The organism is Paenibacillus hunanensis, assembly GCF_034055775.1.
GTDB lineage: Bacteria > Bacillota > Bacilli > Paenibacillales > Paenibacillaceae > Saccharibacillus > Saccharibacillus hunanensis.
The window spans coordinates 4,442,763-4,465,975 of sequence record NZ_CP139194.1 but is presented as its reverse complement, the minus strand read 5'-3'; the positions used below and the strand labels follow the sequence as shown (position 1 = coordinate 4,465,975).

General features: G+C 48.4%; 13 protein-coding genes. 7 read left to right on the top strand and 6 right to left on the bottom strand.

What is annotated here, in order from left to right; translation table 11 throughout:
• Nucleotides 1-264: 264 nt before the first annotated feature.
• Nucleotides 265-1,482 carry a nitrate/nitrite transporter gene (locus SK066_RS18180; RefSeq protein WP_320542516.1) on the top strand — a complete coding sequence of 406 codons (1,218 nt, stop codon included), beginning with the start codon at nucleotides 265-267 and terminating at the stop codon, nucleotides 1,480-1,482.
• A 212-nt stretch (nucleotides 1,483-1,694) separates the two neighbouring features.
• On the opposite strand, the gene SK066_RS18175 is transcribed toward SK066_RS18180, so the two are convergent.
• From SK066_RS18175 to SK066_RS18155, 5 genes are all read right to left on the bottom strand, one after another.
• Complete coding sequence (locus SK066_RS18175) at nucleotides 1,695-2,726, bottom strand: ABC transporter substrate-binding protein (protein ID WP_320542515.1); 1,032 nt, start codon at nucleotides 2,724-2,726, stop codon at nucleotides 1,695-1,697.
• 472 nt (nucleotides 2,727-3,198) lie between these two features.
• Entirely contained in the window at nucleotides 3,199-4,170 is a 972-nt protein-coding gene (yjfF, locus tag SK066_RS18170) for a galactofuranose ABC transporter, permease protein YjfF (protein WP_320542514.1), read from the bottom strand.
• Nucleotides 4,160-5,200, bottom strand: a complete 1,041-nt coding sequence (locus SK066_RS18165; protein WP_320542513.1) for an ABC transporter permease — start codon at nucleotides 5,198-5,200, stop codon at nucleotides 4,160-4,162. The genes yjfF and SK066_RS18165 overlap by 11 nt, the downstream gene beginning before the upstream one ends.
• A gap of 7 nt (nucleotides 5,201-5,207) precedes the next feature.
• Nucleotides 5,208-6,719 (bottom strand): sugar ABC transporter ATP-binding protein, encoded by a 1,512-nt coding sequence (locus SK066_RS18160; RefSeq protein WP_320542512.1) that lies wholly within the window; start codon nucleotides 6,717-6,719, stop codon nucleotides 5,208-5,210.
• 93 nt (nucleotides 6,720-6,812) lie between these two features.
• Nucleotides 6,813-7,820: an ABC transporter substrate-binding protein gene (locus SK066_RS18155; protein ID WP_320542511.1), complete on the bottom strand. Its 1,008-nt coding sequence runs from the start codon at nucleotides 7,818-7,820 to the stop codon at nucleotides 6,813-6,815.
• Between the two features lie 287 nt (nucleotides 7,821-8,107).
• Here SK066_RS18155 and SK066_RS18150 point away from each other — a divergent pair, with 287 nt between their 5' ends.
• The 3 genes from SK066_RS18150 to SK066_RS18140 are packed head-to-tail and all read left to right on the top strand — an operon-like array spanning nucleotide 8,108 to nucleotide 12,470.
• The gene (locus tag SK066_RS18150) at nucleotides 8,108-9,916 is read left to right on the top strand and encodes a sensor histidine kinase (RefSeq protein ID WP_320542510.1); all 1,809 of its coding nucleotides are present in this window, start codon (nucleotides 8,108-8,110) and stop codon (nucleotides 9,914-9,916) included.
• Entirely contained in the window at nucleotides 9,913-11,508 is a 1,596-nt protein-coding gene (locus SK066_RS18145; RefSeq protein WP_320542509.1) for a response regulator, read from the top strand. The genes SK066_RS18150 and SK066_RS18145 overlap by 4 nt, the downstream gene beginning before the upstream one ends.
• Nucleotides 11,505-12,470, top strand: a complete 966-nt coding sequence (locus SK066_RS18140; protein ID WP_320542508.1) for a sugar ABC transporter substrate-binding protein — start codon at nucleotides 11,505-11,507, stop codon at nucleotides 12,468-12,470. The genes SK066_RS18145 and SK066_RS18140 overlap by 4 nt, the downstream gene beginning before the upstream one ends.
• A 165-nt stretch (nucleotides 12,471-12,635) precedes the next feature.
• Here SK066_RS18140 and SK066_RS18135 read toward each other — a convergent pair whose 3' ends face one another.
• Nucleotides 12,636-14,279: a methyl-accepting chemotaxis protein gene (locus SK066_RS18135; RefSeq protein WP_320542507.1), complete on the bottom strand. Its 1,644-nt coding sequence runs from the start codon at nucleotides 14,277-14,279 to the stop codon at nucleotides 12,636-12,638.
• Nucleotides 14,280-14,552: 273 nt separating this feature from the next.
• Between SK066_RS18135 and SK066_RS18130 the strand changes: the two genes are divergently transcribed.
• From SK066_RS18130 to SK066_RS18120, 3 genes are all read left to right on the top strand, one after another.
• Nucleotides 14,553-15,788: an aminopeptidase gene (locus SK066_RS18130; RefSeq protein ID WP_320542506.1), complete on the top strand. Its 1,236-nt coding sequence runs from the start codon at nucleotides 14,553-14,555 to the stop codon at nucleotides 15,786-15,788.
• Nucleotides 15,789-16,313: 525 nt separating this feature from the next.
• Complete coding sequence (locus SK066_RS18125) at nucleotides 16,314-18,650, top strand: glycoside hydrolase family 3 N-terminal domain-containing protein (protein ID WP_320542505.1); 2,337 nt, start codon at nucleotides 16,314-16,316, stop codon at nucleotides 18,648-18,650.
• Between the two features lie 636 nt (nucleotides 18,651-19,286).
• A complete protein-coding gene (locus SK066_RS18120) occupies nucleotides 19,287-23,213 on the top strand; it encodes an alpha-mannosidase (protein WP_320542504.1) in 3,927 nt (1,308 codons plus the stop codon).

Below are 23,213 nucleotides of genomic sequence, written 5' to 3'. Positions count from 1 at the left end.
TATTTTTTATTGGTTAAAAAAGTTGACACATCATGAATTTATTCCTATAATTTGAATCAAATTCACTGTTCGGTGATTCATAAGCTCACACCAACAATCACAATGATGTGGTTGTTGCAGGCAAAGATGCCGCAATTTCGCTCTGGACTCCAGGGTGAATTGCGGCTTTTTTGCGGATATGGATGGACTGGATAGAGGTTGGTTGTGCGATTCAGCTCCATCAGCGCTTATGAATCATCGCCAAGACAAAGAGGAGTGGGATGGATGGAGGCAAAAAGTTTTTGGAAGAGCGGGCATAAGCCTACGTTATTCGGATCGTTTTTGTATTTTGACATCAGCTTTATGATCTGGGGCATGATCGGGCCGCTGAGTGTAGTGATTGCTCAGGATTATCCGATGGATCCGGTGCAGAAGGCACAGCTTGTAGCGTTGCCCGTGCTGGGCGGTTCGATTCTGCGGCTAGTGCTTGGCTTTCTGTCGGACTATATCGGGCCCAAACGCACAGCACAGATCGGGATGCTACTCACTCTCGTACCGCTTTTACTCGGCTGGCAATGGGTGCAATCGCTGGATCAGCTGTATGTCGTAGCGATGCTACTCGGTATCGCGGGTGCTTCATTTGCGGCGGCACTACCGCTGGCAAGTCAATGGTATCCGAAGGAGCATCAGGGGCTGGCGATGGGGATTGCAGGTGCGGGTAATAGCGGAACCGTACTCGCAACGTTGTTTGCCAATCGGATTGCACAGCACTTCGGTAGCTGGGAGATTGTATTTGGTCTGGCGATGATTCCAATGATTATCGTGTTTATCTACTTTAGTATTTTTGCGAAAAATAGCCCGAATCGTCCGGCGCCGAAGACGATGGCGCAATACGCATCTGTGTTGAAGCAGCGCGATGCCTGGGTGTTCTGTGCCTTTTATTGTGTAACCTTTGGTGGTTTTGTAGGGTTGGCAAATTATTTGACGATTTTCTTCAATGCTCAATATGGTTTGTCTGCGGTGCATGCGGCAGATATCGCCACCATTTGTGTGATCGCGGGCAGCTTTTTCCGTCCGGTAGGCGGTTATCTAGCGGATAAAATCGGCGGTACACGCATGCTGATGTATCTGTATGGCGGTGCAGGAGCGATGCTGATCTGTGTGTCCTTTTTACCACCACTGGCGGTTGTTGTTTCGCTTCTGTTTGTCGGCATGATGTGTTTGGGTGCAGGCAATGGCTCGGTGTTCCAGCTCGTACCACAGCGCTTCTCCAATGAGATCGGTCTGGTTACAGGTATTGTAGGCGCAGCAGGTGGACTGGGTGGCTATGCGTTGCCGCTCATTCTCGGTAATCTGTACAAATCGACAGGCTCATATACACCTGGCTTCATCGTGCTAGGAGTTGTGGCTTTCTGTGCGCTCGGTCTGCTGACCATGATGCAAAGCAAATGGCGTACAAGCTGGCTCAAGCAGACGACGGCTCCACTGCGTGAGTCGGCATAATTGATCGTTTATCTATACCTATACAAACACAAAAGCAGATGATCCCTCACTCCAATAGAGGGGATCATCTGCTTTATTATTGGCACATATAGAACGCAGAAGAGGATATACGAAGATAGAGGGGATTCGACGGCATCCACATTTAGAAAAAGCTCGGAAAAAGTATCTGCCAGACACAGCATACTCACTTCCAGAAAAGCGAACATCTTCTACTAATATTTCCGATTTTCCAATTCTCGTGCTGCCAGCTCCTGCGTGAAAATATCCTCCGGTGTGATCATCCGCTTGGGCAGGGTGCGACCAGCCATAATTTCTTTGGCTGCCTGCATCACGAGCGGGCCGAGCAATGGATTACATTCCACAACAGCATTAATATGTCCCTGCACCATTTGCTCAAATGCACGGCGTGTGCCATCTACAGAGATGATGATAATGTCACTACCAGGCTTCAAGCCGACCTCCTGAATCGCTTCAATCGCTCCGATCGCCATATCGTCATTATGGGCGAATAGCACCTGAGGCCAGTCCTTGCGAGGCTGTCGCAAAAACTCCTGCATCGCTTGTTTGCCGCCACTCTGGGTGAAGTTTCCTGGCTTTGATTGTGTAATTTGGAAGCGTGGATGAGCTTTAAGCATTTGCCGAAATCCTAAGCCGCGATTGATCGAAGGGGTGGAGCTGACGGTGCCTTGCAGCTCGGCGATACGAATCTTGCCCGGTTGATGACGCATGCGATCGATCATATACTTGGATGCTTTGACACCTTCCTCATAAAAGTTAGAGCCGATGAAGGTCACATATAACGAGCTGTCGTTCACATGTAGCGAGCGATCAATGATGATAACCGGAATGTCAGCAGCTCTAGCTTCCTTCAAAATACCTTCCCAGCCCGTTTGAACGACCGGCGCAATCGCGATAATATCCACATCCCGTCGAATAAAGGAACGAATCGCCTCAAATTGCTTCTTCTGATCCTGCTCCGCATTCGTCATAATCAATGTAATATTCGCTTCTTTCGCCGCTTCCTTGATCGAGGTGGTGTTCGCCTCTCGCCACGTACTCTCCGAGCCTAGCTGAGAAAAGCCCAGCACAATCGGCTTCGTCGCTGTCGGCTGGATCGACGAATCATAATCAGTGACGACAGATACTTCATCCGCTGGAATCGTCGTTGACTTGGATTGCTGACTTCCTCCATCACAGCCGGATAGTAGCAGTACAAGCAGCAGACACCACTTCACCCATTTCATACTGAGCCTCCTTCATAATGATAGCGTTATCATTTAAACAGAATAGAATATAAATAAAATAATAGAAATAAAACATTGGGAAACACACCCGCCTGTTTCCCAATGCTTACTGCTCTAGTGTTAGCGATCTCCTAACACGGGGTTCAATAAAAAGTGATTTTTGCGAAGCAAAATATCGTACTGCTCCAGTGTTAGCGATCTCCTAACACGAGGTTCAATAAAAAGTGATTTTTGCAAAGCAAAATATCGTACAGCTCCAGTGTTAGCAATCTCCTAACACGAGGTTCAATAAAAAATGATTTTTGCAAAGCAAAATATCGTACAGCTCCAGTGTTAGCGATCTCCTAACACGAGGTTCAATAAAAAATGATTTTTGCAAAGCAAAATATCGTACAGCTCCAGTGTTAGCGATCTCCTAACACGAGGTTCAATAAAAAAATAATTTTTGCGAAGTAAAATATCGTACCTTAATCTATGCTTGCTTCTGTGCCGAGCGTTTAGCACTTAACATACGCTGTAGCAAAATAAAAACAAATAACAGCAAGCCAATCGCAATCTTCGTCCACCAGGAGCTTAATGTACCTTCAAAGCTAATAATAGTCTGAATGATGCCCTGAATCATAACACCGAAGAACGTTCCCAGCAGATACCCTACGCCGCCTGTCAGCAGCGTACCGCCGATCACGACAGCAGCAATCGTATCTAGCTCAAAGCCGACTGCATGCAGTCCGTAGCCTGACAGCATGTAGAACGTGAACACCACGCCCGCAAGTGCTGAACAGAATCCACTCAGAGTATAAACTAAAATTTTCGTACGTGCTACAGGAAGTCCCATCAGCAGTGAAGACTGCTCATTGCCACCGAGTGCATACACATTGCGACCGAAGCGAGTGTAGTGAGCGACATAGATTGCGATCACAACTACGATCAAAGCGATTACAGCGCTGATCGATAAGGAATTGCCACCCGGTAAAGGGATTTTCGTCTGTGCCATCGTTGTATAAAAGGGATGATCGATTGTGATCGTATCGATACTGATCACATAGCATAGCCCTCTAGCCATGAACATACCTGCTAGCGTCACGATAAACGGCTGGATTTTAAAATAATGAATAATCGCGCCCATCGCACTGCCAAAGCCTGCGCCCATCATCAGTACGAGCGGAATAACGATCGCTGGTGACCATCCATGCTGCTGAACGAGACTGGCGGAAATCATCGTGGAAAGTGCAATGATCGAGCCGACCGATAGATCAATGCCACCTGATAAAATGACGAACGACATACCGACAGCGGTGATCAGCAAAAATGCATTGTCGATTAGCAGGTTCATCAGGACTTGAAACGAGAAGAACCCGGTATATCGAAAAGAACCCACTGCGAACATGACGAGAAATAGCATGATCGTGACGACAATCGGAATGTATTTGCGATTAAGAGACACGACGGGCAACCTCCTTTTTCATTGTATCCTGTCTTTTATGCCTGCGATAGACGATAGACGAGCGGAATGTCTCGGATTGAATCAGGCAGACCGCTAACACGACAAAGGCTTTCACGACGAGGGTAATCTCGGGTGGAACACCGATCATATAGATCGTCGTGGTCAGCGTTTGGATAATCAATGCGCCGATGACGGTACCAGCAAGATAGAAGCGTCCACCATTCAGGGAGGTTCCACCGATAACGACCGCTAGAATCGCATCTAGCTCATACCATAGCCCCGCGTTATTGCCATCTGCGCTGGATACATTGGAGCTGAGCAGCAAGCCAGCAACCCCGGCACACACACCGCAAAAGATATAAACCGCGAAAATAACTACAGTTGCCCGGATGCCTGCCATTCGACTGGCAGTTGGATTACAGCCAACCGATTCGATAAACAAGCCTAGCGATGTTTTGCGAGTTAACAGCAGTGCAATCACCAGTGCTAGTGCTACCACGAATATAGAGAAAGGCAGTGTAGCCAATGAACCGGAGCCGATATACGAATAACTGCTACTCGTTACCGTAATAATCTGCCCATCGGTGACAAGCTGTGCAATTCCGCGTCCAGCAACCATCAGGATGAGCGTGGCGATAATCGGTTGAATGCCGGCAACCGATACGAGCAGACCGTTCCATGCACCCAGAATAATCGATAGACCTACAGCTAGCAGAATCGAGAAGGTGACTAATCCGAGCGCATTCTGATCGGTTCCTTTACTGATGGTCAGGCAGGCAATTGCGCCCGATATCGCTACGATCGAGCCGACCGAAAGGTCAATTCCTTTCGTAGCTACGACAAGCGTCATCCCAATCGCGACCAGCATAAGCGGAGCACCAAAATTAAGAATATCAATCAAGCTACCGTACAAATGACCGTCATGCATCGTAATCGAAAAGAAATCGGGCGAATAAAGTAGATTGAACAGCAGCAGTGCAGCTAGCACGCATAGCGGCCAGAACAGATGGTGCTTATAGATTTTGCTCATATCCTGCTTAACCTCCTGCGATGGCCTGCATAATTTGCTGCTGGCTCATATTCGTATCTGTAAGCTCGGTTACTTTATGACGATCACGCAGGATTGCAACGCGATCGCTTACGCGCAGCACTTCCTCCAGCTCTGAGGAAATGAATAGGAATGACATTCCCTGACGCGATAGAGAGAGCACCAGCTTCTGAATTTCTGCCTTGGCGCCGATATCGATGCCGCGTGTCGGTTCATCGAGAATGAATAGCTGCGGAGAGGTGAGTAGCCAGCGAGCAAGCAACACCTTCTGCTGATTGCCACCACTCAAGTTTTTGATCAGATGCTCTGGATTAGGAGGATTGATATTCAACATACGAATATATTCATCCGCATATTGCTCCTGCTGCTTGCGAGAAATAGTACGGAACATCCCCTGCTTCGCCTGCAAGGCTAGAATGATATTTTCCCTTACGCTCAGATCACCGATAATGCCCTCTGTCTTACGATTCTCAGAGCAGAAGGCGATGCGATGATTGATAGCATCTCGTGGTGTTTGCACTCCTGAACCGCCATCGGCGAATGTTAAGGTGCCAGAATCCGGTTTGTCCGCTCCGAAAAATAAGCGAGCCGTCTCGGTGCGACCTGAACCAAGCAAGCCTGCTAAGCCAACAACTTCGCCTCTACGGATCGACAGATCGAACGGCTCGATTGCTCCTTTGCGCCCCAGCCCTTCTGCGGTTACGAGGGTTTCATTCGCAGACGCTTCATGATCCTCCACCAGCTGTGGCAATTGCTCCAGCAGATTGAGCTCTTTGCCGATCATTTTTAGTACTAGGTCAAGCCGTGGCAGCTCCTTCGCCATATACTCGCCAATAAATTCGCCATTCCGCAAAATCGTTACCCGTTCCGAGATTTCATACATTTGATCCAGAAAATGCGTGACAAATAAGATCGCTAGCCCATCACGCTTTAATTTCTCAATGACGCGAAATAGCTGCTGTACTTCATTTTTGTCGAGACTGGAGGTTGGTTCGTCCAGAATAAGCACCTTGGCTGAAATATTAAGCGCTCTGGCAATCGCTATCAGCTGCTGTACAGCCACCGAATACATATAGAGCGGCTCGGTCACATCGATATGCAAATTCAAGCGCTCGCTTAGAAGGGTCTGTGCGCGCTTGTTCATTTCCTTCCACAGAATACGTCCAAACCGTCTCGGCTCTCTGCCGATAAAGATATTTTCAGCCACCGTTAGATTGGGGCACAGATTCACCTCTTGATATACGGTACTGATTCCGGCAGCCTGTGATTCTAATGGGCTTTGCATCGAAACCTGCACACCCTCCATTTCGACAACGCCCTCATCGATCGAATAGACGCCGGTCAGTACCTTGATCAGCGTTGATTTGCCTGCACCATTTTCACCCATCAGTGCATGAACCTCGCCTGGAAACAAGCGCAGGCTTACGTTGGTCAGCGCTTTAACACCTGGAAACCGTTTATGAATCTGCTTCATCTGAAGCAAGGGCTTCTGCGTGCTCATTTCAGCATTCACTCCTCAGGTTGAGATTAAAATTAAACACTCCGGCAGCAACCCAGGCGACCGGAGTGGCAAAATGAACAGTGCGCGAATGGATTAATACGCGCGATTTGGCAGGGCTTCCTTAGCTTGCTCCGAGGTGAACGCGGTTTCTTCTGTTACGATACGTGACTTCACAGATTTGCCATCCACGACATCTTTGACAATTTTCATCAGCTGCGGCCCAAGCATCGGATTACACTCAACGATATAATTAATCTTGCCTTCACTTGCAGCCTGCATGCCATCCTTGACCGCATCGACAGAGATAATTTTGATATCCTGACCTGGCTTTAAGCCTGCTGCTTCAATTGCCTGAATCGCTCCAAGCGCCATATCATCGTTATGTGCATACAGCACATCGATATCCTTGTTCGCCTTCAGGAATGCCTGCATAACCTCTTTGCCCTTAGCACGAGTGAAATCGCCTGTCTGGGAAGCGATGACCTTTAGATGAGGATTCGCTGCGATCACCTCGGCAAAGCCTGCCATCCGATCATTGGCTGGAGCGGAGCCGGTTGTGCCTTGCAGCTCGACAATGTTCACATCTTCCTTGGTATCCTTGTATTGCTCGGACAGCCATTTCCCAGCCTTACGACCTTCCTCTACAAAGTCAGAGCCGAGGAATGTTACATAAAGGGAGGTGTCTTTAGAGTCGACCGCGCGGTCAGTCAGAACGACCGGAATGCCAGCGTCCTTGGCTTCTTTCAGTACAGTATCCCAACCCGATTCGACCACAGGCGAGAAGGCGATCACATCTACCTTTTGCTGAATAAAGGAACGGATGGCTTTAATTTGATTCTCTTGCTTTTGCTGAGCATCCGAAAATTTCAAGTTGTAGCCTGCTTCTTTAGCGGAATCCTGAATCGATTTGGTGTTGGCGCTGCGCCAGCCACTTTCTGCGCCTACCTGCGAGAAGCCCAGAGTAATTGTCTTTCCAGCTTGCGTGCCAGAACCCCCATTTGCAGCACCTGTCTGATTATTTCCGCCATTAGCACATGCACCCAGCACGCTCATACAGAATGTTAATGCCAGAACCGCACTCAATTTCCCGAATCGTTTCATATTCATTATTCCTCCCCTTTTGTTGTACACTTCGTTTGGTGATGCCTTGATTATAAAGCGCTTTCAAAAAGAGAAGATATTGACGCATTTGGTTATTTATTTTGATTTTTTTCGTTTTTATCATTTTGTAGGAGAGGGCATACGTATTTGGAGGGAAAAGGTGTATAATTTTTGTTAAAAGGTGTAATTTTTTGATAGCGCTTTCTTTTTGCTTGACAAGTAGGCTTCCATTTGTACATCGTACAGATAGGGTGAACCCTATTTTAGATGATGAGGTGCGATGATTTATGAGGTTGATCCGTCTGATGTCGGCCAGTCTGAGGATAAAGCTGCTCGTATTGTTCACGGTATTAACAACCGTTCCATTAATTACAGTAGGAATTATCTCGTATCAAAAATCGTATGAATCGATTGCGGAATATAGCAAGGCTGCAAGTATGCTACAGGCGGATGAGCTAAGTCGAAACATTAATAATCTATTTGATGATACGGAGCGACTGCTGGAGCTGAGCAATAATCCGCAGGTGATTCATTTTCTATTTTCACAATCGGAGACGTATGCGGAAGCGAAGGAGATTTTGCAGACCTTTGCTCTTTATCGGGATACGTACAAGTACGATGATGTGATGAATATTAGCTTTATCAATTTATATGGTAAAGGGATCAGCGAACGAAAAGGTGTATTCCAGTCGAATCTCAACCCTCTGCGTAATCCCCATTTTCAGACACTAACCGAGCATCCGGATATGATTCTCAGAATCCCGCCATCTATGGCATCCGATTATGATCATGTGGATGGATTCACGTATCCTCAGGACGAGGTCATTTCGATTATTGCGACCGTACAGCAGCGTATTACACATGAAGTGATCGGCTTCATCATTATTGATCTGAATGCCTCATTCATCAAACAATTCGATGATCATATTCGGATCGGGAAAACTGGCTTTTTCAGTGTAATCGATCAGTCAGGCAACCCGATCTACAAGCTGTCTGAGGATAAGCAGAAGCTGGAGGAGCTTGCGCTGGCGAATCTGCCTGCGGCACAGCAAACGGGAAGTAACAGCTTTGTGCTCTATCCTGAAGGCAAGCCGTGGTTTGTCGTATTCAGCTCCTCACTTACGACAGGCTGGAAAATTGTTGGTCTTGCGCCACTGCAAGAGATCGTATCCGAAGCGGATCGGATTCGGCAGCTTATTATTTTCAGTGTAATGCTGAGCATTTTGTTCGTCATCATTATTTATTTCTTCTTAACCTACCGACTTACCCAGCCGATTCAGCTACTCAAGCATAAGATGAGACTTACAGCAGAAGGCTATCTGGAAGCCAAGGTTCAGCCTGTAGGCAATGATGAAATTTCGGATCTCGGTCAGAGCTTCAATATTATGGTGGAGAAAATCAAGCAGCTGCTGAACCAGAGTATATTGAAGCAGCAGCTTTTGCAAAAAGCAGAGCTGCGTACCCTACAGGCGCAGATCAATCCTCATTTTCTATACAATACGCTTGATTCGATTGTATGGATGGCGGAAGCAGGCAAATCGGAAAGCGTGATTCAGCTCGTCAAAGCCTTATCTCAATTTTTCCGACTTAGCTTAAATAAAGGCAGGGACTGGGTGACGATTCGTACCGAGCTTGCCCATGCTCAAAGCTATCTCATCATTCAACAAATGAGATACCGCGATATTCTGGAATATCATATACACATTGACGAGGAGCTTCAAGAGTATCCGATTCTAAATATGACACTACAGCCCTTGATCGAAAATGCGATCTATCACGGTATCAAAAACAAAAGAGGTAAAGGATGGATCACGATTAGTGGCTATGAGGAAAACGATGCGGTGATCGTATTAACAGTGACGGATAATGGCGCAGGTATGACGCCAGAACGACTTGAATTGCTCCGGCATGAGCTGGATCATCCTGTCCAGGCAGAGGATTATGATTCGTATGAAGGAGGGTTCGGATTGTTGAATGTGCATCAGCGCTTGCGATTGTATTTTGGAGAAGAATACGGTGTGCAATTGAGCAGTGTTGCCTCAGAAGGAACGACCGTCTCGATCCGCATTCCCAAGCATAGGAGGGCTTATCCATGAAGAAGGTCATGCTGGTTGATGATGAAATTCTGATTCGTGAAACGATACGTGAGCGTGTCGATTGGGAAGGGGCAGGCTTTCATTATTGTGGGGATGCTTCAGATGGCGAGCTGGCGTTGCCGTTAATTGAACAGCATATGCCCGATATTCTGATTACCGATATCAAAATGCCCTTTATGGACGGCTTGGAGCTATGCGCTGTCGTGCGTCAGCGATTCCCACAGATCAAGGTGATCATTCTGAGCGGATACGATGATTTCCATTATGCGCAGACTGCTCTGCGTCTTGGTGCGGCGGATTATTGCTTGAAGCCCTTTAGCGCGTCGGACTTGCTCCAGCTGCTTCATGCGGTAAGTGAGCGCATTGATCGAGAAGAGAGCGAAAAGAGACAGGAAACGTATACAGCGGAAAAGCTTTTTGCGGATCTGTGCGGCGGTTTAATCAACACAGCGACTGCCATCAAGGTGGCAGATCAATTGAAGCTCCAGCTCATGACATCGTATTATGCAGTTGCGATTCTGACCTTATCGTCCACTGATCCAGCGAAGCCGGAGCTAGACCCGATAGTCTGCTCGGAGGCTGGACGATGGATAGACCAGCAGCTTTGCGGGCAGTTGGATTATTTTATGTACAAGCGTAGCCGCACAGAAACCGTTTTGATTATGAAATGCCCTGCGCTAGAAGACGATTCAGCATCGTTACAAGCACGAGTCAATGAGCTACAGCTTCCGTTACATGCACAGTTCAACTGTGAATTGCTGCTTTCCTCAGGGCATGTGCAAGAACGGCTGCAAGGCATTCATATATCGTACATGGAAGCAGAAGCGAACAATATCGAGCGGAAGATGCTACAGCAAAATAAAGAGGCTTTCCTGCAAGCCTCTGCCGATGGCTCCTATGAAAATATAATTTTAGACCGAAATGGGCTGCTTGATTTTTTAAAGCTAGGCTCGCCTAAGGATGCACCAGACTTTGTGCATTCCTTTACAGCCAGACTGGACAGTGTAAACTGGGATTCGTTATATGCGTATTACCTGATGCATGATTTGACGCTGGAAATGATCACTGCTGCCAGAGAACATTTCCAAACGAGCCACCGTACTGAGGATGTGCTATCGGAGCTGCAAGAACGGATCAAGCTCATTACCAGTCATGACGATTGTCAGCACTATGTGTTAGCCCTGCTCCAGCAGCTATGGGAATGGCGGCAAGCGAGTACGGACAAATATAGCGATCTGATTCATGCCGTTAAGCTATATATTCGCCAGCACTACAAGGACGATCAGCTATCCTTATTTGATATTTCCAAGCAGATTGCCGTGAGCTCCAGCCATCTGAGTAAAATTTTCAGTCAGGAAACCGGACAAACGATGACGGATTATTTAACCCTGATTCGTATCAATAAAGCGAAGGAGCTGCTAAAGCTCACCCGATATAAAACCTTTGAAATTGCATTTCAGGTGGGCTACAAAGACCCACATTACTTTTCAAATTTATTCAAAAAAGTGACAGGCCTCACCCCTACAGAATACAGAAAGCATAGCTCGATCGACCAGGAGGTGCCAGTGAGCAAAGGGGAAAACCGCCTATGAATCGAGTGTTATTGCTTGTTATGCTAGGCTGCCTGCTTATGCTGTTATCACTGAGCGGCTGTGAAAGAAATACGGGTGTCAGCACCTCCTTGAGCCAGCCGAGTACAGCGAAGCAGACTGCACCTTCTGCTACCGATAACGATCGTGCTCCGCTGGTGTTCGGCATTATTTATCCAACGGTGAATCCAACGTATGAGATTATTACGGAAAATCTAAAAACAGCTAGTGTCGATCATGCGGTGAAGCTGATCGTTCAAGCACCAGATGAAGCCAATCTGGAACAGCAAATTCGTATTATGGAAATGATGATTAAGCAGGGCGTAGACGGTATTGCGATCGACCCGGTCGATTCTGCGGCACTCGTAGAGGTTATTGATAAAGCGGTTGCCAAGGACATACCGGTCATTTGCTTTGAGTCCGATGCTCCAGATAGTAAGCGACTCGCTTTTATCGGTGCCGACAATGTTCAAACTGGTATAACGATAGGGCGATCGGTCAGCAAGCTACTCGATGGTAAAGGCATGGTCATTGTAGAGTCTGGCATGCCTCATATGCTCGGACTGAGTCAGCGATTAGAAGGGCTGAAGCAGTATTTATCAAGTCATACAAGTATCGATATGTTAGAGGTTCGTAACAATGATGGGACAGAGGAAGATGCTACACAGCAATTAGAAGCCATGATCAGTGCGCATCCGCATTTTAGCGCATTGATTAATCTCGATCCCGTGTCTAGCTCCAGCTCGATTCTCGTCTGGAAGGCGAAAGGCTTGAAGCAGTACAATATCGCACTCGGCTTAACACCCACGGTTCAAGAATCACTTATCAACGGACAGATTACACGCATCATTTCTCAAAATGAACAGCACTGGGGCGAGTCGATTATGAACACGTTGCTTGCGATTACGGACGGGCAGAAGGTGCCTCCGTTTATAAATACTGGCATTACGGAGATTGGTGAATAGGTGGATACAGCTTCAGGCGACAAATTCGGATTGAGTAGGAGTCAGTCGGAAAACGAATGTGAAACATCATAATAAAGCAAATAAAAAGCAGATGCGTTTCTTCCTACAGAACGCACTGCTTTTTATAATATTGCTCAACTATTTATTCTATTCATACTAACGCGCTCAAGAAGCAACGCCCTGTGGCGGCAATGAAATTATCTCAGCAAGCTCTGTTGAAGAGCTATCCTCTGTAGCGTTGCCATGCTCCATCAACTGACCCTGCTCCTGTTGACGCTGACTGAACTGTTCTACCAGTGTACGTAGCTCCTCACTCATACTATTCAGACGCTCCGCTTGTTGATATACGGCAGAGCTGTGCTCTAATTGCTGATGTAAAATATGATCCACTGCTGCATGCTGATCCAGCGATTGCTCGATCATCTGCGTCACATAATGAGTCGCTTCGTTTACATGAATGGCATGCTCATTTAGCTCCAGCATCCGCTGTGTAATGCGTTCTGTCTGTTCACCATTTAGCTCAGTAGCGATCACAATCTCCTGAAACGCTTGCTGGATATGCTCAATCTCTGTTAGCGTACGCTGAACTCGCTGTGTGCCATGCTCGGAAGACGCCAGTGCGCTGGTCGTTGCGCCATTAAACTCTTGCATGATGGAGGACATGCGTGCCAGCGCCCCGGTCGTCTCAACGGAGAGCTTCTTCACCTGTTGAGCGACGACGGCGAAGCTCTGTCCATGCTGCCCTGCACGAGCCGCTTCAATCGAGGCGTTCAATGCCAGCAGATTCGTCTCGGCAGCGAGGTGAGCGATAATATCGATGAAGCTGCTAATCTGGCTTGCCTTGTCATCGACTTCATGGATACCACGTGCCATCTGGCTCACATCCTGCTGTAACGCCGACATATGCGCGGTGATTTCGCCAAGTGATTCATTTCCTAGCTGGGCACGGCGAATGGTAGTGTCGGAAGCTTCGTGCAGCTGTTCCAGTGAGCTTGCTACTTCGTGAATAGCGGCTGTGATCGCTTGAAGTCGCTGCTCGCTTCTTTGCTGAGAAGGTAATAGCTCGTCGGTTGCATTGGTGCGAATAGATAGCATGGAGCTAGCGATATTTTCAGATAGATGAACAAGTGCACTGGAGCTCCTTTGTAGGGTGGAAGCAGATTCATCCATATATTGCCCACTTTGAGTCAGGTTGCCTAGCGCCGTGCGATTCCATATATCTGCTTGCTCCTTTTGTTTTTGTAATGCTCGGGTATGACGTTGCTTGGCGACGATGAGTAGACTGACCGCAGCACTCGTCAATAGTAGAAACACGGCATGAATGAGCAGCAGTGAGAACGAATACGCATGTTGTCCACAGAGCAGCTCTGGAAATAGAAAAAAGCCTGCTACATGATGAATCGCAAAGATTGCCGTTGTTAGCAGCACAAGTGCCAGTGAATCATAAAAGGCGACAAAGGCGACGACCATGAAGACGGAAAAATGATATTCAACCAGTCCATCCCCTACCGCAATCAATGCAATACTACTCAGTGTGAGGATCAACGTATTCATTACTGGAAGTGCCGCTGAAACGCGATTACGCGAAAATAGAAGAAGAGAGATAGCAAGCAAAGCCAAAGGTAATACCAGTAATATATAGCGTAGCGTGTTCAAACTGCTCGTTGCCATATGATTCATCGGTTCTGTCATGTTCATCGTCATGGGCATAGGGATGATCGTAGTGAATTGATGCAAACCAAAAACGAGAAACGACAGGGCAACAGTAACCAGGCAAAGCCAATTCATCACTTTATTTTTTTCGTACATGCGTGGGGTGGACTCCTTTAGTGGTAGGTTTGTGTAGCAATGGGAGTGAAAACATATAATGCGGGATAGTGCTATCTGATCGAGAGGAGTATAATAGTAGGGCTTGATCCTCCGACTGACCTGAAGAACTACATATTGGGATCGCACATTAGCTTATAAACTGAAATACTAATGATGAAACTTTAATTGCGAACATTTTTTTAGTGAGTCATTAGATTGTGCGAAATTAAGAAGAGTGCGGAGCGAATACACTGACACCAAAGGAGAATCGTAATGAACTCATTTACACAAATGCTTGAAAAATATGCCCGTCTGGTCGTCCAGATTGGAGTAAATATTCAACCCGGGCAGGTACTTATCGTTAACGCTCCACTGGAAACGGCTGAGCTGACGCGTCGTATCGTTGCAGAAGCATATGATGCTGGAGCCAAATATGTCATGGTGGATTGGGATGATGAAGCGATCACTCGTATTCGTTATGAACATGCAGGTGACGATACATTCGATTATTATCCTCAGTGGCATGCCGATATGATGGAGAAGTTCGCTGCTGAAGGCGGGGCGATTCTACGTATTAAGGTGCCGAATCCAGAGCTCTTTAACGGTATTGAATCATGGAAAGTGTCCAAATCAGTCAAGGCAGCCGCGATCGCGAATGAGAACTATAGCGACTACACGCGCAATAGCCGTATTAGCTGGGCACTTGTGAAAGCACCAACCGTAGCATGGGCAAACAAAGTGTATGCGGATCTGCCAGAGAGCGAGCGTGTAGACGCGATGTGGGATGCGATCTTCATGATGAATCGCGTAACCCCGGATAATGATCCGGTCGCTGCATGGAAGGAGCATGTAGCGCAGCTGGAAAAGGTAGAAGAGCGTCTGAACAGCAAACGCTATAAAAGCTTGCATTACCGTGCGCCAGGCACTGATCTGCGTGTGGAGCTACCGGAAGGACATCTGTGGAAAAGTGCAGGCGGTTCGAATGCGAGCGGTACGTATTTTATCGCTAACATGCCAACCGAGGAAGTCTATTCAATGCCTCATCGTAATGGCGTAAATGGTACAGTAACGAGCACGATGCCGCTCAATCTGAACGGTCGCTTAGTGGAAGGCATCCAGCTCACCTTTAGTGAAGGTAAAGTGACCGCATATGACGCGGTATCCGGTCTGGAGCATCTGACCTCACTGCTGGAGACGGATGAAGGTGCGATGCATCTGGGCGAAATTGCGCTCGTTCCGCATGACTCCCCGATCTCAAACCTGAACCGTATTTTCTATAACACAGGCATCGATGAGAATGCATCCTGTCACTTTGCGCTAGGCAGCTCGTACCCGACCAATCTGGAGGGCGGTACGGAGATGAGCAAGGAACAATTGCTGGCACATGGCGCTAATGTGAGCCTAACGCATGTGGACTTTATGGTCGGATCGGCAGAGCTGGATATCGATGGAGAGCTGCCGGATGGTACGATAGAGGCTGTATTCCGTAAAGGTAACTGGGCGTATTAAGCGAGTGAAATAGAAACCGCTTGAAAATAGAAGTCATTGGATGAGAAAGGAGCTGCGATCCTCGGATACGCAGCTTCTTTTTTTATGCGCTGTCTTCGTATTCTTTTGTTGTTTATATTTTTCCTTTGCACGTCCTATACGAATAAAAAATGTTATAAAATAAAATTTTTTTCGGTGATTTTGAGAAAAGGAATGAAAGAATTTGCGAAAAGTAGTTCTTTGAAATTGCATCATATAGCTAAAAAGCGAAATAAAACTCCATAATAAACCCCTTTTCATCCCATAAAAATAAATTATTATCTATATAAGGAGATATATGTGTAAATTTTTCTTCTTTTCTTAAGAATATTGAAAATTATTTTTATGAATAGCAATAAAATTTTTAATCATTTTCGAACAGGTATCCGTGGCACGGAAACGAACTACTACACTGTGACGGAGGGCTGGAGAGAGTATTCATTCCGAGCCCAACCGCCTGTACATTTTGGTGCATCGCGCCACGAAAGGGAAAAGGTGACTTCATTGATGAGCTATAAGGACGCAACACTTCCGCTACAGGCTCGTGTTCAGAGCCTGCTGGCACAGATGACGACGGAGGAAAAGATCGGGCAACTGGTACAGCCATTTGGCTGGAAGATGTTTACGAAAAATGAAGATGGCAGTATCACACTAACCGAGGCGTTTAAGCAGGATGTACGTGAAGGACGAATTGGTGCGCTCTATGCAGCGCTTCGTGCCGATCCGTGGACAGAGGTCACATTGGAAACCGGGCTATCTCCGCGTGAAGGTGCGGAAGCCTTGAATACGATCCAACGATATGCGATCGAGCATTCCCGACTGGGGATTCCGATCATGTTTGGCGAGGAATGCTCGCATGGCCATATGGCGATTGGAGCGACCGTATATCCGGTGCCGCTACTGGCGGCGAGCACATGGAACCCGGAGCTATATGAGCGTATGTGTGCAGCAGTAGCGCTGGAAACACGTAGCCAGGGCGGAGTTGCAACGTATTCACCTGTACTGGACATCGTGCGTGATCCACGCTGGGGACGAACTGAGGAAACATATGGCGAAGACCCGCATCTGGCAGCCGAGCTGGCTGTTGCTGCGGTGCGCGGCTTGCAGGGCAAGTCACTGGCAGCACCGGATCGGGTGATTGCTACGCTAAAGCATTTTGCTGGATATGGTGCATCCGAGGGTGGACGCAATGGCGCTCCGGTACATATGGGCTTGCGTGAACTACATGAAGTCGATTTGCACCCATTTCGCAAGGCAGTCGAGGCAGGTGCCGCTTCTGTCATGACAGCATATAACGAGATCGACGGTATACCATGTACATCGAATGATTATTTGCTGGATGAGGTGCTGCGCAAGCAGTGGGGCTTTGATGGATTTGTCATTACCGATGCCAGTGCGATGAATATGCTGATGCAGGATCATGGGCATAATGTGGTCGAGACCGGCGAGCAGGCAACGGCGATTTCACTTGCTGCCGGGATTGATCTGGAGATGTCCGGCTATATGTTCAGCCGTTATTTGCCTGCCGCGTTAGAGCAGGGTCTGGTGAGCACGGAGCAGCTCGATCAGGCGGCAGGACGTGTGCTGGAAATGAAATTCAAGCTCGGTTTATTTGACCGTCCGTATGTCGATCCACAGGTGGCAGCAGACGTTATTCATTCGCCGAGCCATATCGAGCTGGCACGCGAGGTGGCGCGCGAAGGCATTATTTTGCTGAAAAATGATGCACAGCGATTGCCACTCGATGCTACAGCAGTTGGACGTATCGCTGTGATCGGGCCGAATGCGAATAAACCCTATAACCAGCTCGGCGATTACACTTCCCCGCAGCCAGCGGGCAAAATCGTCACGCCGCTGGAGGGCATTCGTGCGTATCTAGCTGAGGAGGATGTGCTGTATGCACCGGGCTGCCGCATCAAGGACGGCTCGCTGGAAGGAATTGCGTATGCGCTTGAGGTGGCGGCGCAAGCCGAGACGATCGTACTCGTACTGGGCGGATCGAGTGCGCGTGATTTTGGCGAAGGCACGATTGACCTGCGTACCGGACAATCGCTTGTACACGAATCCGAGGAAAGCGATATGGAGAGCGGCGAAGGCATCGACCGTGTAGACCTGACACTGGCAGGCGCACAGCTGGAGCTGTTCCGTCAATTGCAGGGACTGGGCAAGCCACTTATCGTCGTTTATATCAACGGTCGCCCTGTAGCCGAGCCGCATATCGATGAGCAAGCCGATGCGATCATCGAAGCCTGGTATCCGGGCCAAGAGGGCGGACATGCACTGGCGGAAATTTTATTTGGAGACGTGAATCCATCCGGTCGTCTTACCCTGTCCATCCCACGCCATGTCGGTCAGCTGCCCGTCTATTACAACGCACGCGCCACAAGAGGCAAGCGCTATCTGGAAATGGATCTGACTCCAGCCTACCCATTCGGCTACGGACTGAGCTACACCCATTTCGAGTACGGCGAGCCTGCCATCGAATCAGCAACCATCGCCCTGTCCAGCATTACCAACTCAGCTACACAGGCTGATCAAGCTATACTAACCACCGTCAGCATCCAGATCACCAACAGTGGACAACGAGCAGGACACGAAGTCGTCCAACTCTACATCACCGACGTCGTCGCATCCACCACACGCCCAGCCAAACAACTAAAAGCATTCCAAAAAATCCATCTCCACCCCGGCGAATCCCAACACATCACCTTCCCAATCACCGCCGAACATCTGGAAATGGTAAACCAAGCCCTAAACCGAACCATCGAACCCGGCACCTTCCGAATCCAACTAGGCCCCAACTCCGCAGAAGGAAAAACAATAACATTCACCGTCACACCATGATAATAGCCACTATAATTTTTGAGACACAGACACAGACACAGACACAGACACAGACACAGACACAGACACAGACACAGACACAGACACAGACACAGACACAGACACAGACACAGACACAGACACAGACACAGACACAGAGCAAAAAATGAACCTAACAATCCTATTCCAACCCAATACTATTCAATCAAATATCCAAACTAACTGTATCTCTAATCTCTGCAATCTTGGAGCATGTAATTAATCAATCAAAAACTATCCTGCTAGCCCGCCCGCATTTCGGATGTTGCAAGTCGCACGGAACGAAGGGAAGGAAATAAGGGAAAAGGACTCCTTTGGAGGGGCGGGAATCTTCATTCCTTCCCCAATCCAAAAGATTCCCGCGGCTCCACCCGAGTCCGTTCCCTTATTCCTTCCCGAAGTGATGTACCCCCAACTCCAAAATGCGCATATTAAACATATGCCATCATATCTCACATATTGCACCCCTCACCCACGCTATAGCATAATGCCGTTAAGTTTACCGATCGACTCAGGCAAACGATCGCCTGCCCGATCAGAGCAAAATAGTCATCCCATTCATCACCACAACACACTACGAATACACCTGATATCAGGTACACAGGAGGCTCGTTTCGTATGCATCGGATTGAACGATTTCTCAAGCATCTCGCGGAGGTACAGTGGTTGGAGCAAGTGGAACTGAAGCAATGGACGATTGAAGAGGTACGCTATGTGACCGCAGGGCAATATGAGCAGCTATCCCCACGCACGACAAGTGATGGGACGCTCAAAAGCACACATGGCATAACGTATATGCTGGAAACCAACATCAACGTTCCAGCCGAATGGCAAGAACAGCCTGCCGCACTTCTGTTTGACGCAGGAGGTGGAGAAGGGCTGCTAAAAATCAACGGCGAGCATTACCATGGACTGGACAAAAATCACACCTTTGTTCCGCTTCGTGCCAGTCATATCGGTCAGCCGCTGCATATCGAGATCGAGCTATATGATCCGATTCCTGAGCCGCATGATCCGCTGAATGGACAACCGGAGTTCGTCGCGCCATTACATGGCTTTACCTCCAGTATTGTGCAGATCAATGCCGGACTACGCAGTCTGATGCACAGTATTCGAATAGCCAGGGATGCGGCACAGCGTTTACCAGAAGGCGAGCTACGCCGTAATGAGATTCAGCAAGCATTAGAGGAATGCATGCAGATTGCCTATGACTTACCGGAGGAATCATGGCATATGTCCCAGCCATGGGAGCAGCTACAGCAATTGCTGCGTGAGCGTGTAGGCAAGTATGCGCCGGATACGGAGACGAATGGCCGGATGATTATGGTCGGGCAATCGCATATCGATCTGGCATGGCTATGGCCGGTACGGGAGACAGTGCGCAAGACGAGTCGTACGTTTTCAACGATGTGTACGCTATTGGAGCAATATCCAGAGTTTGTCTACACCCAGAGTCAGCCTCAGCTATTCGCTTATGTAAAGGATCATTATCCGGAGCTGTACGTCAAAATCAAGCAATACGTTGCCGAAGGACGCTGGGAGCTAGTTGGAGGCATGTGGCTTGAGCCAGATCTGAATATTCCGAGCGGCGAATCGCTGGCACGCCAGCTGCTGTATGGGCAACGCTTTTATCGGGAGGAGTTTGGACAGACCTCATCGATTGAATGGCTGCCCGATACATTCGGCTATGCCGCTTCGTTACCTCAGCTGCTAAGGCAGGCAGAGATCGATTACTTTATGACGACCAAGCTGAATTGGAATGATACGAATGTGTTCCCTTATGATCTGTTTCAATGGGTCGGGATCGATGGCACGCCAGTATTGTCCTATCTAAACCATGGTGTGAATGAATCGACGACAGTCAAGGATATCGATGAGCACTGGCAATCGTTTCGGCAAAAGGATGTGCATCCAGAGCAAATGCTGCTGTATGGACATGGTGATGGCGGTGGCGGTGTGACCGAGCCGATGGTCGAATACGTACAGCATGCCGAGTGGATGATCGGTCAACCGAAGGCAGAGTTTGGCACGGCAAAGGAATTTTTTGAACATATTAGCCAGCAGGAGCCGGAACTGCCTGTATGGCGAGGCGATCTGTATCTGGAGCTGCATCGTGGCACGTATACGACGCAGGCTTGGAACAAGCGCTACAATCGCAAAGCGGAGATTTTATATCGTGAAGCAGAAATATGGGAGCGACTGGCGATGCTGCGACTTGGCACAAGCAGTCTGGCGACAGGCGATACGGATCATCATGGAGCAGAACGTACTGGACAGAGTGAAATTCAGCCTAATTCATCTACGCAGCCCTATACTGTCTCCGGTCAGGCAGCAGCGCATGATGCCGAAGCTGCTACGTATTCGGTAAGTCCGTTATTGCTACATCGCGGCGATGATGTGGATCAACAGCCGATCACTGCTGCGTTGTTCAAGCAGGGCTGGCTGGGCATTATGCTAAATCAATTTCACGATATTGTGCCGGGGTCGGCGATCCATGAGGTGTATCGCACATCGGATGTGGAGTATGAGGAGATTTTGCGTATCGGGCAGACGGCGCTTGATCAGGCACTCGATATGTGGACACAGTCGATTTTGCAAAATGATCGTAATCGCCATATAGCTACTGATTCGGCAAGCCCTACGAACGCAGAAATCAGCACGAATATAGATAAAGCGGCAGATGCAATAACCGATACAGCGACAAGCACAGACCAACCTGCACAAACAGGTATCTCCTATGTCGTATTCAACAGTCTAGGCTGGGAACGCAGCGACTGGATTGAGATTGCGGGTGGGGATGAACTGCACGGATTAGCTGCCTTTGATGAGCAGGGACAAAGGTTATCCTGCGACGTTGTCGTATTGGAGCTGGCTGAACCGGAGCCACAGCCTGTAGAAGCACCACCTGCTCGCTTTAGCGTAGCACGTGAAAAGCTACCCGGACTTGTTCCTATGCAAAGAGTGCAACAGGCGTTAACATCCAAAGCGACAGCACCTTCGGAAGCTCTTTCGGCACAAGCGCAAATACATCATGCCAATGGAGACGTGCAGCAACCAGCAGAATCGCAAGGACTGGAGCAGTCTACAGCGACCCCTCCATCTAAAAGCGAGCAGTCAGCGACAGCAAAGTTTATTTTGCGTATTCATGTGCCGTCGATTCCAGCCTTTGGTTATACCACGATCTGGCTGCGCGAAGCCGAGCAGGTGGCTGAAACGAGTGCATCCGTTCTGCACGAATACGAGCATGAGGATGAGGTGCGCAGCCCAGCAGATATCGTGCTTGGTGCAGAGGTGCCTGCCGTATGGGAGACACCGTATTATTCGATCCGTTTTAATGAGCAGGGTGAGGTAGCTTCGCTCTATGACAAGGAATATGAGCGCGAGGTGCTCAAGCCAGAGCATGCTGGAAATGTATTTGGCTATTATCATGACCGTCCAACGCTTTGGGATGCTTGGGATATCGATCCACAGTTTGCAGCGCAATCGGCAGGACGTGCGAACCTACTTTTTTCTCAGGTTGTGATGCGTGGAAGCACGGGAGATATTTTACGTTTCCGTTGGGAAATTGGCGGCTCCACGATTACGCAGGATCTATATCTGTACACGGCGCATCGGCGAATTGATTTTAAGACGACTGTAGACTGGCAGGAAAGTCATAAGCTACTCAAGGTCAGCTTTCCGGTTGATCTGATTGCCGAGCAGGCGACATATGAGATTCCGTTTGGCGCGCTGGAGCGGACGATGAATAACAACACATCATGGGAGCGCGCGCAATTCGAGGTATGCGGGCATCGCTGGGCAGATGTATCTGAGGGTGATTACGGCGTAAGTCTGCTGAATGATTGCAAATACGGCTATGACATCAAGGATGGACATATGCGATTATCGCTGCTTCGCGCTCCAAAATGGCCGGATCATGCAGCAGATATCGGACAGCATGAATTCACGTATTCATTATTGCCACATGGTGGGAACTGGCGCGAGGCGCATATCGTGCGTGCAGCCGCTGAACTGAATCAGCAGGTGCCTGTACGCCTGCTTGCCCCGGTTCATACCAGTGAAAGCGATCAGACACCATCTTCTGTATCGGATGTACATGCTCGTTCAAACATCTCTAATCGTGATACGGAATCGATCGGTGGCATACCAAACGCAACACCTTTCCAATCATCTACGACTGCGAAAGCATCAGCAGTTCCACCTGCATCGATACCATTTGAATCGCATGCTAACCAATCACATCCGAAACCAGCAGGTGTTTCCCTGCTGCATTTCAACAGCAAGCACGTCGTACTCGATACGATCAAGCCTGCCGAGGATGGTGAGGGTACGATTTTCCGTTTGTACGAATCTTCCGGTAGTCGGAGCAAAGCAGTATTGACGATGCCATCTGCTAATTCGAATGGGCATACCGGAATAGGGTACTGGCTACTGACCAATCTGCTGGAAGACGAGCAGCAACGTTTGGAAACACAGGCGGGTCGATTAGAGTTAACCTTCAAACCATACGAGATCAAAACGCTGAAATGGAAAGGCAGTGAATAA

Coding starts and splice junctions, on each gene's coding strand:
- SK066_RS18160 (WP_320542512.1), bottom strand. CDS start 6,719: ATGAGCACGCAGAAGCCCTTGCTTCAGATGAAGCAGATTCATAAACGG.
- SK066_RS18145 (WP_320542509.1), top strand. CDS start 9,913: ATGAAGAAGGTCATGCTGGTTGATGATGAAATTCTGATTCGTGAAACG.
- SK066_RS18175 (WP_320542515.1), bottom strand. CDS start 2,726: ATGAAATGGGTGAAGTGGTGTCTGCTGCTTGTACTGCTACTATCCGGC.
- SK066_RS18180 (WP_320542516.1), top strand. CDS start 265: ATGGAGGCAAAAAGTTTTTGGAAGAGCGGGCATAAGCCTACGTTATTC.
- SK066_RS18140 (WP_320542508.1), top strand. CDS start 11,505: ATGAATCGAGTGTTATTGCTTGTTATGCTAGGCTGCCTGCTTATGCTG.
- SK066_RS18155 (WP_320542511.1), bottom strand. CDS start 7,820: ATGAAACGATTCGGGAAATTGAGTGCGGTTCTGGCATTAACATTCTGT.
- SK066_RS18130 (WP_320542506.1), top strand. CDS start 14,553: ATGAACTCATTTACACAAATGCTTGAAAAATATGCCCGTCTGGTCGTC.
- SK066_RS18125 (WP_320542505.1), top strand. CDS start 16,314: ATGAGCTATAAGGACGCAACACTTCCGCTACAGGCTCGTGTTCAGAGC.
- SK066_RS18150 (WP_320542510.1), top strand. CDS start 8,108: ATGAGGTTGATCCGTCTGATGTCGGCCAGTCTGAGGATAAAGCTGCTC.
- SK066_RS18135 (WP_320542507.1), bottom strand. CDS start 14,279: ATGTACGAAAAAAATAAAGTGATGAATTGGCTTTGCCTGGTTACTGTT.
- SK066_RS18165 (WP_320542513.1), bottom strand. CDS start 5,200: ATGAGCAAAATCTATAAGCACCATCTGTTCTGGCCGCTATGCGTGCTA.
- SK066_RS18120 (WP_320542504.1), top strand. CDS start 19,287: ATGCATCGGATTGAACGATTTCTCAAGCATCTCGCGGAGGTACAGTGG.